This is a genomic window from Arthrobacter oryzae (assembly GCF_030812315.1).
Taxonomy (GTDB): Bacteria; Actinomycetota; Actinomycetes; order Actinomycetales; family Micrococcaceae; genus Arthrobacter; species Arthrobacter oryzae_B.
Map to the genome: position 1 here is coordinate 57,899 of NZ_JAUSSM010000008.1, position 12,630 is coordinate 70,528.

At 65.8% G+C, this 12,630-nt stretch carries 9 protein-coding genes; all 9 read left to right on the forward strand.

Translation table 11 applies throughout. The features are described from left to right. Positions 1-7 precede the first annotated feature (7 nt). On the forward strand, positions 8-1,810 hold the full coding sequence (locus J2S97_RS16215) for a peptidoglycan D,D-transpeptidase FtsI family protein (protein ID WP_307050980.1): 1,803 nt from the start codon (positions 8-10) through the stop codon (positions 1,808-1,810). A gap of 77 nt (positions 1,811-1,887) precedes the next feature. Then, complete coding sequence (locus J2S97_RS16220; protein ID WP_307050981.1) at positions 1,888-3,540, forward strand: UDP-N-acetylmuramoyl-L-alanyl-D-glutamate--2,6-diaminopimelate ligase; 1,653 nt, start codon at positions 1,888-1,890, stop codon at positions 3,538-3,540. A gap of 6 nt (positions 3,541-3,546) precedes the next feature. Next, the gene (locus tag J2S97_RS16225) at positions 3,547-5,022 is read left to right on the forward strand and encodes a UDP-N-acetylmuramoyl-tripeptide--D-alanyl-D-alanine ligase (RefSeq protein ID WP_307050982.1); all 1,476 of its coding nucleotides are present in this window, start codon (positions 3,547-3,549) and stop codon (positions 5,020-5,022) included. Next, positions 5,019-6,128 (forward strand): phospho-N-acetylmuramoyl-pentapeptide-transferase, encoded by a 1,110-nt coding sequence (mraY, locus tag J2S97_RS16230; RefSeq protein ID WP_307050983.1) that lies wholly within the window; start codon positions 5,019-5,021, stop codon positions 6,126-6,128. The genes J2S97_RS16225 and mraY overlap by 4 nt, the downstream gene beginning before the upstream one ends. Beyond that, positions 6,110-7,711 carry a UDP-N-acetylmuramoyl-L-alanine--D-glutamate ligase gene (gene murD / locus J2S97_RS16235; protein ID WP_307050984.1) on the forward strand — a complete coding sequence of 534 codons (1,602 nt, stop codon included), beginning with the start codon at positions 6,110-6,112 and terminating at the stop codon, positions 7,709-7,711. The genes mraY and murD overlap by 19 nt, the downstream gene beginning before the upstream one ends. Positions 7,712-7,713: 2 nt before the next feature. Then, positions 7,714-9,087: a putative lipid II flippase FtsW gene (gene ftsW, locus J2S97_RS16240; RefSeq protein WP_307050985.1), complete on the forward strand. Its 1,374-nt coding sequence runs from the start codon at positions 7,714-7,716 to the stop codon at positions 9,085-9,087. Between the two features lie 6 nt (positions 9,088-9,093). Continuing rightward, positions 9,094-10,194 (forward strand): undecaprenyldiphospho-muramoylpentapeptide beta-N-acetylglucosaminyltransferase, encoded by a 1,101-nt coding sequence (gene murG / locus J2S97_RS16245; protein WP_307050986.1) that lies wholly within the window; start codon positions 9,094-9,096, stop codon positions 10,192-10,194. Beyond that, positions 10,191-11,594, forward strand: a complete 1,404-nt coding sequence (murC, locus tag J2S97_RS16250) for a UDP-N-acetylmuramate--L-alanine ligase (RefSeq protein ID WP_307050987.1) — start codon at positions 10,191-10,193, stop codon at positions 11,592-11,594. Before murG ends, murC begins: the two co-directional genes overlap by 4 nt. Continuing rightward, entirely contained in the window at positions 11,587-12,450 is an 864-nt protein-coding gene (locus J2S97_RS16255; RefSeq protein ID WP_307050988.1) for an FtsQ-type POTRA domain-containing protein, read from the forward strand. The genes murC and J2S97_RS16255 overlap by 8 nt, the downstream gene beginning before the upstream one ends. Positions 12,451-12,630 lie beyond the last annotated feature (180 nt).

Below are 12,630 nucleotides of genomic sequence, written 5' to 3' on the forward strand. Positions count from 1 at the left end.
ACTCATCGTGGCGCAGAGCACGGGCAAGAAGAAAACCGCAAAAGTGCCGAACGCCACCAGGAGGCTCCGCCTCGGCCTGGGCATGATGCTGGCACTGTTGCTTGTGGTTGGGGGCAAGCTGTTCATGGTCCAGGGCCTGGACATCGGCGGGATGGCTGAGGCCGCGCTGAACAACCGCCTGACCCCGATTGAGCTCCCTGCCGAGCGTGGCAGCATTTTGGACGCCAACGGGACGGTCCTGGCCGACAGCGTCATCCGCTACAACGTTGTGGTGGATCAGCGGGTTAACACCAAGACCGAGACGTTCAAGCGATTGGACACCGTCGGTGAGAAGGAAGAGCTCGTCACCGTCTCCAGGGACAAGGGCATCGAGGAGCTTGCCGCTGTCCTGGGACAGGATCCCGAGGACATCAAGGACGCCCTGACGGGGGAGAAGCCCTACTACATCGTGGCGAAGGACCTCAAGCCCGACATGGAGGACCGGATCTCCAAGCTGCAGATTCCGGGAATCGTCACCGTCGGCACCAGCAAGCGCGTCTACCCCAACGGTTCAGTCGCCGGCGGCATCGTAGGGTTCCTGCAGGACGGTGGTAGCGGCCAGGCGGGATTGGAACAAACCCAGGACGAAATCCTCAAGGGAACTCCCGGCAAGCGGCTTTTTGAAATCGGCGCCGACGGCCTCCGTATCCCGGTTGGCGTGGACGAGCTGACTCCGGCGGTCAACGGCAAGGACATCCGGCTTACCCTCAACTCGGATCTCCAGTACTTCGCGCAGCAGGCCATCCAGAGCCAGACGGACAAATTGAGCGCCGAATGGGGCGTCATCATCGTCCAGGACATCAAGACCGGCGACATCATCGCCATGGCGGACACCAATTCACCGGACCCCAACGACCCCGGCAAGGTGGCCGCCAAGGACCGCGGCGTTCGTTCGGTGACGGCCGCCTACGAGCCCGGCTCGGTGGAGAAGATGATCACAGCGGCCGCCGTGATCGAAGAAGGCAAGTCCAGCCCGCTCGATCACTTCACCATCCCGTCGTCCCTGGTGGTGGACGGCCAGGTCTTCACGGACTCCTTCGATCACGGTACCGAGGAACGGACCCTGGCCGGCATCCTGGGCTGGTCCATGAACACCGGAACGGTCATGGCGGGCCAGCGCCTCACCAAGGAACAGCGCCACGACTGGCTGCAGAAGTTCGGCATCGGCGAAGCTCCGGACATCGGGCTGCCCGCCGAAGCCAGCGGCATCCTCACGCCGGCCGATCAATGGGATGGCCGGCAGGAGTACACCGTCCTTTTCGGACAGGGTGTCTCGCAATCCACGCTGCAGACCGTCCGCGCCTACCAGTCCATTGCCAACAACGGCGTGATGCTGCAGCCGCGCCTCATTGACAGCTACATCAGCCCCGACGGAACCGAGGAAAAGGTCCCCGCCAAGGAGAGCCGCCAGGTCGTGTCAACGGAGACCGCGAAGCAGGTCCGGGACATCCTGGAGAGCGCCGTGACCGAAGGCCAGATCAAGGATGCGGCCATCGACGGTTACCGCGTGGGCGCCAAGACCGGAACGTCCGAATCGCCGTGCGACGACGGCAAGTCGGGGTACTGCGGGTACACGGCGTCCATGGTGGGAATGGCGCCGATGGACGATCCGCGGTTTATTGTTGAAGTTGTCCTGCAGCGTCCCAAAGGCAGCATCTACGGAATCACCAATGGTCCGGTGTTCCGCTCGGTGATGAGCCAGGCTCTGCGAACCTACAACGTTCCGCCGTCAACGGGCGAGCCGGTCAGGCTGCCCCAGTACGTCAAGTAGCACGTCCACAACATCGTACGCATCAGGGGATCATCCCCTACGCCCGGTGTGATCCACTAGCACCAACGGAGATCCACTTGTCAGAGCACCATGCCCCAGGCAGCACCGACGCCACGAACGGCGCGGAATCCGGTTCCGGCTACCGTCCCACGGCCGTTGCCGCGGTGCCCCTGGGCACCATCGGCGAGTCTGTCGGCGTCGTGGTTCCCGGGGCTTCCAGTTCCGTACCCGTTACCGGGATTTCCCTAAACTCGCGGACGGTGCAGCCGGGCGACCTCTACGTCGCGCTGCCGGGCGCAGCCCGGCATGGGGCGGACTTCGTGTCCCAGGCCGTCACGGCGGGTGCCGTTGCGGTCGTAACGGACGACGACGGCGCAAGGCTCCTCGCGCTGTCCGCGGACACTCCCGTACCAGTCCTGGTGGTTGACCAGCCCCGCAGCGCCGTCGGCGGCCTCGCGGCCCTGATCTACCAGAGCCGCCCGGAAACGGGCGCCGCTCCCGCGCTGTTCGGGGTCACCGGCACCAACGGCAAAACCACCACCACCTACTTCATCAACGCGCTGCTGCAGGCACTGGGCCGCAAGACCGGGCTGATCGGCACCATCGAGATCGTGGCCGGGGGCCAGCCGATTCCCAGCCTGCTCACAACACCTGAATCGACGGACGTCCACGCCCTGCTGGCGCTCATGCGCGAACGCGGCCTGGACGCTGCCTCCATGGAGGTTTCCTCGCACGCCATATCGTTCCACCGGGTGGACGGGGTACAGTTCGACGTCGCCGGCTTCACCAACCTGACCCAGGACCACCTAGACCTGCACGGCACCATGGACGAATACTTCCAGACCAAGGCGGAGCTGTTCACACCGCCACGTGCCAAGTCAGCCGTCGTCACAGTTGACGACGAATGGGGCAGGCGCCTCGCGGCCGGTGCAGGCATTCCGGTCACCACCCTGGCCACGGCCGAAGGCAACGACCCGACAGCATCCGCAGCCGACTGGGCGGTCACTGCCACCGTGCCGCGGGGGCTCGGCACCGAATTCCGGCTGACCCACCGGGACGGCACGGAACTGCGAGTCCACACGGGTCTGCCCGGGGGCTTCAATGTCTCCAACGCCGCCCTCGCAACCCTCATGGTGCTGGCCAGCGGGGTCGACGCTGAAACGCTGCAGTCAGCGCTCGACTCGGCCGACCCCTTCACCGTGGCCGTCCCCGGACGCATGCAGCTCGTTTCCACGGCGCCGGCCGCCGTCGTCGACTTTGCCCACAACCCGGACGCCCTCCAGCGTGCGCTGGAAGCCGTGCGCTCACCGGAGCCCGGCTCGAAGGTGATTGTGGTCTTCGGAGCCACGGGGCAGCGGGACCAGGGCAAACGGCCGGCCATGGGAGCCATCGCCGCGCGCCTGGCGGACGTGGTCATCGTCAGCGACGACGACCCGCACGACGAGGACGCCGCGGCCATCCGTGCCGACGTCCTGGCGGGCGCCCGCGACGCGAAGGAAAGCGAAGGCCTCGGGTGCACAATCCTTGAGTCCTACCCGCGCGATACAGCCATCCGGCAAGCCGTCGACATGGCCACTCCGCAGGACACGATCCTCGTGGCCGGGCGCGGCCACGAGGTCTGGCAGGAAGTCAAAGGCGTCAATCTGGCACTCGACGACAGGGTGGAGCTGCGCGAGGCCTTGACAGCCCGCGGATTCACCGTTCTGAATGACGAGCGGATAGAGTCCTAGACCGAGATGATTGCTATTACTGCGGCGGAAATTGCCGAACTTACAGACGGCCGCCTTGCCGCCGACCCGACCATCACGCCCCTGGCGGTCGTCACGGATTCCCGTGAGGCGACGGAGGGGTCCCTCTATGTTGCCAAGCCCGGCGAGACCGCTGACGGCCACGACTTCATCGCTGCGGCCTTTGAACGCGGCGCCGTCCTGGCCCTGGTGGAACGTGACCTTTACGACGATTCCGGGATACCGTACCCCGCCATTGTGGTGAAGGACGCTGTCCTGGCCATGGGGGCACTGGCCGCCGAATCCGTCCGCCGGATCCGCGCCCGCCGAGAGGCCGAGGGTTCAGGCTTCACCGTCATCGGCATCACCGGATCGGCCGGAAAGACCACCACCAAGGACCTGCTCGCCGGAATCCTTGCCGGGGAAGGGAACACAGTTTCGCCCCAGGGCTCCTACAACGGCGAGGTGGGTGTACCGCTGACCGTTTTCAAGGCCGGGTTCGACACCCGCTACTTGGTGATAGAAATGGGCGCCACCGGAATCGGCCACATCCGCTATCTCGCGGAGATGGTCCAGCCCCGGATCGGCGTGGTCCTGGGCATCGGAACCGCCCATGCCGGCGAATTCGGTGGAGTGGACAACATCGCCGTTGCCAAGGGGGAACTGGTCGAGGCACTGCCTGAAAGCGGGACCGCGGTCATCAACCTCGACGACGGGCGTGTTGCCGGAATGACGGACAGGACTTCAGCCAGCGTGCTGGGCTTCTCCGCGCAGGCCGCCGAAGACATCCCGGATGCCGGGCTTCGCGCCACGCACGTGGAAACGAACGCCAGCGGAAACCCGGAGTTTGAACTGTTCTTCCCCGATGAGGCCGCGGGGTATCAGGTCCGCAGCCGCCTCATCGGTGCACACCACGTGACCAACCTCCTGGCAGCAGCCGGAGCGGCGTATGCGGCGGGGGTCCCGGCGGATCGCATTGCGGCTTCCCTCAGCGCCCAGTCGGCCGCCAGCCGCTGGCGGATGGAACGCACGGAGCGCCCGGATGGCGTAACCATCATCAATGACGCCTATAACGCCAACCCCGAATCGATGCGGGCCGCCCTGCGGACGCTTGCCGACCTCGGCCGCGGCCGACGCACCTGGGCGGTGCTCGGGGCCATGCTGGAACTGGGCTCCGATTCCATCCGGGAGCATATGGCAGTGGGCACGCAGGTGGTCAGGCTCAACATTTCCCGCCTCGTCGTCGTCGGCCGCGAAGCACGCTCGCTCTACGTCTCGGCCGTCAATGAAGGCTCCTGGGGAGACGAGTGCGTCTTCGCTGAATCCGCGGACGAGGCCTTTGATCTCCTCCAAAAAGAGCTTGAACCCGGCGACCTGGTCCTCTTCAAGTCCTCCAACAGTGTTGGGCTGAGGCACTTAGGGGATCGGATAGCATTACCCCCACAAACCCAACCAACCGCCAATGAAGGGAGCGATTCGCTGTGATTGCACTGCTCATCGGCGCTGGCCTGGCCCTGCTGTTTGCATTGGTGGGAACCCCGCTGTTCATCCGTCTCCTCGTCCGGAAGAGCTACGGACAGTTCATCCGCGACGACGGACCCACATCGCACCACACCAAGCGCGGCACCCCGACCATGGGTGGCACAGTCGTCGTGTTCGCGGTGCTGCTGAGCTATGCGCTGACCCACCTCATCATGTGGATGATGAACCCACGGTCAGCCGGGCCTTCCGCCTCCGCCCTACTGCTCCTGTTCCTGATGGTGGGCATGGGCCTGGTGGGATTCCTGGACGACTTCATCAAGATCTCCAAGCAGCGCAGCCTTGGCCTGGACGCCAAGGCCAAGCTAGTACTCCAGGCCGCTGTCGGCATCATTTTCGCCGTCATGGCCCTGAACTTTCCGGATGAGAACGGCCTGACGCCGGCATCCACGCAGATCTCCCTGGTGCGGGACATCCCCTGGCTGAACCTCGCCTTCGGCGGAACCGTCCTCGGCGCCATTCTGTTCGTCCTGTGGTCCAACCTGATCGTCACCGCCGCCACCAACGGCGTGAACCTGACCGACGGGCTGGACGGGCTCGCAGCCGGAGCCTCGGTCATGGTGTTCGGCGCGTACACGCTGATGGGAATCTGGCAGAGCAACCAGGCCTGCGGTTCCCCGCGGCAGGCCGGCGGCGGCTGTTACACCGTCCGGGACCCGCTGGACCTGGCACTCCTTGCAGCCATCCTGAGCGCGGCGCTGGTGGGCTTCCTGTGGTGGAACACCTCGCCGGCCAAGATCTTCATGGGTGACACCGGTTCGCTGGCCATCGGCGGCGCGGTCGCCGGTTTCGCGATCCTGTCCCGGACCGAACTCCTGCTTGCCTTCATCGGCGGCCTCTTCGTCCTCATCACGCTTTCGGTGATCATCCAGGTGGGCTATTTCAAGATCACCAAGGGCAAGCGTTTCTTCAAAATGGCTCCGCTACAGCACCACTTTGAACTCAAGGGCTGGGCGGAAGTCACCGTTGTGGTCCGGTTCTGGATCCTCGGCGGCCTCTTCGTCGCCGCGGGCCTTGGTATCTTCTACGCAGAATGGGTGGTCCTGCTGTGAGCAGCCCTATACCTTCGCCGCTGGCAACGTCACCCCGGCTCGAGAACCTGGTGAGCTGGGACTCGGACTGGGCCGGACTCCGCGTCGTCGTGACGGGAATAGGCGTGTCCGGGTTCGCCGCCGCCGACACCCTGATCGAGCTCGGCGCCCGGGTTGTGGTGGTTGACGCCGCCACCAGCCCGATTGCCCGGGCCCAGGCGGACACCCTGAAAATCGTCGGTGCGGTGGACGTCCTCCTAGGCGAAGACGCGGTGCACTCCATGCCGAAGATCGACGGCCAGAAGCCGGAACTGATTGTGACCTCCCCGGGTTGGCGTCCGGACCAGGCCCTGCTCGCGTTGGCTGCACGGACCCATATCCCGGTCTGGGGAGACGTGGAACTCGCCTGGCGGGTACGGGAGCGGAAGGGCCGCAAGACCGCGGACTGGCTGACCATCACCGGAACGAACGGAAAGACCACAACCGTTGGCCTGACCGAATCCATGCTGCAGGCCGCAGGGCTCAAAGCCATTGCCGTCGGCAACGTGGGAACGCCCATTTTGGACGCCCTGCGTGACCCGGTGGAGTATGACGTCCTGGCCGTGGAACTTTCGAGCTTCCAGCTGCACTGGAGCCACTCGCTGTCACCGGTCGCCAGCGTCTGCCTCAACGTTGCTGAGGACCACGTGGACTGGCACGGTTCCTACACTTCGTACCTGGCCGACAAGGCGAAGGTCTACGAACGGACCCAAAAGGCCTGCATCTACAACGCCGAGCAGATCGAAACGGAACGTATGGTGGAAAATGCGGACGTCGTGGAAGGCTGCCGGGCCGTGGGTTTCACCACCGTGACGCCCGCCATCAGCATGCTCGGAGTGGTTGAGGGCCTCCTGGTGGACCGCGCCTTCATCCCCGGGCGCAAGGACAGCGCTGCCGAGCTGGCCGCCATGGCGGACCTCGGTCCGGTGGCACCGCGGCACATGGTGGCTAACGCCCTGGCCGCGGCTGCCCTGGTCCGGGCCTACGACGTGGAGCCGCAGGCCGTGCGCCAGGGACTGAAGAACTACATCCCGGGAGACCACCGCATCCAGCTCGTCGCCCGCCACAACAACGTGCTGTGGATCAACGACTCCAAAGCCACGAACCCGCACGCCGCGGCGGCGTCGATCTCCGCATTCAGCAACGTCATCTGGATAGCCGGAGGCCTCTCCAAGGGCGTGAGCTATGACCAGCTTGTCCAGGAACAGGCCCCGCGGCTCAAGGCCGTGGTCCTGATCGGAGCGGACACCGCCGCCCTCTCCGAGGCACTCAAGCGACACGCACCCGATGTCCCGGTCATCGGACGCACCAAGGGCGACACTGAAAATGTGCAGTCTGCCGAAACGGGCGATGCCGGCGCAGTACCCTCGCCGATCTACGGGGAAACTGTGATGGCCCAGGCCGTTGCCGCAGCGGCGCAGCTGGCCTCTCCGGGGGACACTGTGCTCATGGCCCCGGCGGCTGCTTCCATGGATCAGTTCTCTTCCTACGCTCACCGTGGGGACGCCTTCATTGAAGCTGTCCGCGGGCTCGTGGAAGGGCAGGCTCAGACCGGCGAGGAGTAACAATGGTCAGCACGCCCACCCGTGCCCCGGCTGCCAAGCAGCGGGGTGCAACCCTGCCCCCGGCGACGTCCCGGGCCGACAAGGCAACGGGCTCCAAGCCCAAGGTGCAGGCTCCCGGGACTGCCGGGAAGGGCCATGTGCCGCCCCTGGCGAAACTCCGCGGCTGGTACCGGAGCTTCTGGGCAAAGCTGGAAGGAACCGGAAAATCACGCAACGGTTCCACGTATTACCTCATCCTCGGCTCCACCCTCGCGCTCACGGCCATCGGCATCATGATGGTGCTGTCCGCGTCCAGCGTCGAAGCCATTGCAGCCGGCGAATCACCGTACACCGCCGCGCTCAAGCAGGGCATGTTCGCGGCCATCGGCGTATTCCTGATGTTCGTGCTTTCGCGCGTCAATGTCGTCTGGCTCAAGCGGCTCGCCTGGCCGGGCATCGCCGGGGCCTATGTGCTCCTGGTCCTCGTGCTCCTGATCGGCACAAGTACGAACGGCAACCAGAACTGGATCGAATTCGGCGGCATCACCTTCCAGCCCTCGGAGGCAGCCAAGCTGGCCCTGGCGCTCTGGATGGCCACCGTCCTGGCGGTCAAGGCCAAACTGCTCCACCGCTGGCAGCACGTGGTGGTCCCGGTCCTTCCCATCGCCGCCGGCATCATCGGGCTGGTCCTCGCCGGAAACGACCTCGGCACCGGCATGATCATCATGATGATCATGGCCGCCGCACTGTTCTTTGCCGGTGTACCGCTGTACATGTTCGGCATCGCGGCCTTGGTTGCCGTGGCCGGAGCCGGCTTCATGGCCGTGACCAGTTCAAACCGGATGTGCCGCATTACGTCCTGGTGGACCGGAAACTCCTGTGGCGAAGGCATGGATGCCAACTACCAGTCCACCAACGGGCTGTACGGCCTGGCCTCCGGCGGCTGGCTGGGCGTCGGCCTCGGCCAGAGCCGGCAGAAGTACAGCTGGATCCCCGAAGCCCACAACGACTTCATCTTCGCGATCATCGGCGAGGAACTCGGGCTCGTGGGCACCGTCGTCGTCCTGATCCTCTTTGCCATCCTCGGTGCCGCCATCTACCGGGTGGTCGTGGCGCAGGAGGACCTGTTCCATCGGGTCCTCGCGGGGACCATCATGGTGTGGCTCCTGGGCCAGGCCACCGTCAACATGTCCGTGGTCACCGGCCTCGTACCCGTCATCGGCGTGCCGCTTCCGTTCATTTCCTACGGCGGTTCGGCCCTGCTGATGTCGCTGTGCGCCGTCGGCGTAGTGTTGTCGTTGGCACGTGAACAGATGGCACCAAGCGTCCAGCCCAAGCGGCTGCTCAAGTTCCGTACCAAGGGCGGACGCCCACACTCCACACGAAAGCGTAAATAGCACTTAATGAATGCCGAGTCTTTGTCAGTAGTCCTCGCCGGCGGCGGAACGGCGGGGCACATCAGTCCCCTCCTGGCCATAGCGGCCGCGTTGCGGGAGGTGCGCCCGGAGGTGCGCCTCCTGGCCGTGGGAACGCCGAGCGGGATGGAGACCAGGCTCGTTCCCGCAGCCGGCCTTGAACTGGCCACCATCAGCCGTGTGCCGTTTCCGCGCAAGCCGTCACTGGACCTGCTGCGGCTTCCGGGGCGGCTGGCCGGCGCGGTCAAGCAGGCTGGAAGAATCCTCGACGACGCCGAAGCGGACGTCCTGGTAGGCGTCGGCGGCTACGTGTGCACACCGCTGTACCTTGCCGCCTGGCGACGCAGGATCCCCATCGTTATCCACGAAGCCAACACCCGGGCCGGCCTGGCCAACAAGGTGGGCGCACGCTTCAGCCGCCACGTCGCCGTCGCCTTCGCGGGCACGAAACTCCGCGGGGCCAGGCACGTCGGCATGCCGATGCGCAGGGAAGTCTCCGGGCTGGACCGCGCCGGCGCCCGGCATGCGGCGCGTGAGCTGCTGGGGCTGGACCAGGGCAAACCTGCGCTCATTGTCACCGGCGGCTCATCCGGTGCACAGAGCATCAACCGGACGATCGCGGCGTCCGTGGAGGCACTGGCCGCGGCCGGGGTCCAGACCCTCCACATCACCGGAAAAGGCAAGGCAGTCCTCGACGCCGATGGCAAGCCCCTCGCCGCGGACGGCTACCGCCAGGTTGAGTATGTCGACGGCATGGAGAACATCTACGCGGCGGCCGACCTGCTGCTGGGGCGTGCGGGTGCGGCCACGGTCTGCGAAACCGCGGCCGTGGGTGTTCCGGCGGTATTCGTTCCGCTCCCGATCGGCAACGGCGAGCAGGCCCTGAACGCCGAAGGCCCCGTGGCAGCGGGAGGGGCGCTGATCGTGGACGACGGATCGTTCACACCCGAATGGGTCAGCAAGAAGATCATCCCCCTGCTGTCCGATCCTGCCCGGCTGGCCACCATGGCGTCGAAGTCCGAAGCGCTGGGTATCCGAAACGCCGATCGCCAAATGGCTGAACTTGTCCTGGAAGCAGTAAGCAAATGAGCACATCCACCGCCGGTTCCGGTACGCGGAGCCAGGAATCCCTGGGCCGCGTGCATTTCATCGGCATTGGCGGCGTAGGCATGTCCGCCGTGGCCCGGATCATGGTGGCCCGTGGTGTCCCGGTAACCGGCTCCGATGCCAAGGACCTGCCCGTCATGGCAGACTTGGCTGCCGCGGGTGCGGGCATCTTCGTGGGCTATGAGGCAGGAAACCTGGGAACCGCCCAGACGGTGGTGGCCGGCTCGGCCATCCGTGCCGACAATCCCGAGCTGCAGGCCGCGCATGCCGCCGGGCTGCCTGTGCTCCACCGCTCGGAGGCGCTGGCCGCAACCATGGCGGGCGACCGCGTGGTGACGGTAGCCGGAACACACGGCAAATCAACCACGACGTCGATGATCACGGTCCTGCTGCAGGGGGCCGGACTGGATCCCACCTTTGCTATCGGCGCCAACGTCCCCGCGCTGGGGGTCAATGCCGCCAGCGGCACGGCGGACATCTTCGTTGCCGAGGCTGACGAATCCGACGGATCGTTCCTCAACTACCGTCCGCGGATTGCGGTGGTCACCAACGTGGAACCCGACCACCTTGACTACTACGGAACCGCTGAAGCCGTGTATGCCTCGTTTGACCGCTTCACCGAACTCCTGCCGGCCGATGGTGTCCTGGTGGCCTGCGCCGATGATTCCGGCGCCCGTGCCCTCGCTGAGCGAACCAAGGCCCGCGGCAACACCAGGGTGGTCCTCTACGGCACCGCGGAAGATTCCCAGCTGCGGCTGCACGACGGCGGACCCGGCGACGTGTGGGTGTCCACTCCTGCGGGGAAGTTTGCGCTGGAACTCCAGGTCCCCGGCCGGCACAATGCGCTCAATGCCGCGGCAGCGTTCGCTGTGGCGCTGGAACTCGGCGTCGCTACCGAAACGGCATCGGCCGCGCTGGCGCGTTTTTCCGGCGCGTCCCGCCGTTTTGAGTTCAAGGGTGCGGGGCGGGGCGTGCGCGTGTACGACGACTACGCCCACCACCCCACGGAGGTCCGGGCGGCGCTGGCCGCAGCACGGTCCGTGGCCGGCGACCACAAAGTGCACGTGCTGTTCCAGCCGCACTTGTTTTCCCGAACCCGCGAGTTCGCGGCCGAATTTGCCGACGCGCTCAACGCCGCAGACACCGCCCTGGTCCTGGACATCTATCCGGCCCGGGAAGACCCGATTCCGGGAGTCAGCAGCCAACTGATTGGGGACCGGCTTTCCGACGGTGGGCGGCTTGTCTCCGCTGACGACGCGGTCAGGGCCGTTGTGGCGGACGCGGCACCCGGCGATATCGTGCTCACGGCCGGTGCCGGTGACGTCACGGCGTATGGGCCCCTGATTGTGGAGGCCCTGCAGGCAGAGGCACCCGGTGGCTAGCACCCGGCGGCCAAGCTACAGGACCGGCGGCCCGGCCCCGAAAGGCAAAGCAGATCCGGGCAGCGGACGCACGGACGTGATTTCCGCGTCCAAGGCCGCGCCTGCGGCCGAACCCGCGGCTCCCACCGGTCCCGACAACGTGCTGTCCTTTCCGGAACCCAAAGGCAAACGGATCCGGCGCAACATCATCCTGGCTGCGTGCATCGTAGCGGCGCTGGTGGCCGGCCTGCTCGCGGCAGCCGTCTACTCGCCCGTGTTTGCCGTTCAGACCGTCTCGGTGGTCGGTACCAGGATGCTGACGCCCGAGCAGGTGCAGGGAGCGCTGGAACCGCTGCACGGCAAGCCGCTGCCCCAGGTGAACGATGACGAAGTGAGGCAGCTGCTGCAGCCCTTGGTCCAGGTCAAGGAGGTGACGACGGAGGCTCGGCCGCCGTCGGTACTGGTGGTCCACATCCACGAACGCACGCCGGTCGCCCTGGTGAAGCAGGGGGAAGTCTTCCAGCTGGTTGACGTCGACGGGGTGCAGCTTGGCACCACCCAGGATCCCGCCAGCATCCAGCTGCCGGTGATCGACGGCGGGGCTGGAGTCATTGGCAAGGATCTGTTCAAAGCCATCACCGCGGTGCTTGCCGCGCTGCCCGCGGATGTGCTGGCCAAGCTGTCCGATGCCTCCGCGAAGTCCGCTGACGCCGTCGAACTCAAACTGGTGGACGGACAGACAATTGTCTGGGGCAACGCGGGGGAGAGGGAGCTCAAGGCGAAGGTGCTCGAAGCCCTGCTCAAGGCGCCCGCGGATCCGAAAAACCCCGTGCAGGTCTACGATGTCAGCGTGCCGCGGCATCCCGTGACACGATAGTGGACGACATCCCGGGAATGGCACCGGGACGGGCATTCAGGTGCGCTGTGCAACCAACCGACCCGTGGCCGTCTTCCAAGGCGATATCCGCTCTATTTAGCGGGTATTCCTACGACACGCGGTGCCGGTCATTGAATGTCTCAGGCATAGGAAATAGCGTCACAGACATGAGTTACTTGA

Coding starts and splice junctions, on each gene's coding strand:
- J2S97_RS16225 (WP_307050982.1), top strand. CDS start 3,547: ATGATTGCTATTACTGCGGCGGAAATTGCCGAACTTACAGACGGCCGC.
- murG (WP_307050986.1), top strand. CDS start 9,094: ATGAATGCCGAGTCTTTGTCAGTAGTCCTCGCCGGCGGCGGAACGGCG.
- murD (WP_307050984.1), top strand. CDS start 6,110: ATGGGTGGTCCTGCTGTGAGCAGCCCTATACCTTCGCCGCTGGCAACG.
- ftsW (WP_307050985.1), top strand. CDS start 7,714: ATGGTCAGCACGCCCACCCGTGCCCCGGCTGCCAAGCAGCGGGGTGCA.
- murC (WP_307050987.1), top strand. CDS start 10,191: ATGAGCACATCCACCGCCGGTTCCGGTACGCGGAGCCAGGAATCCCTG.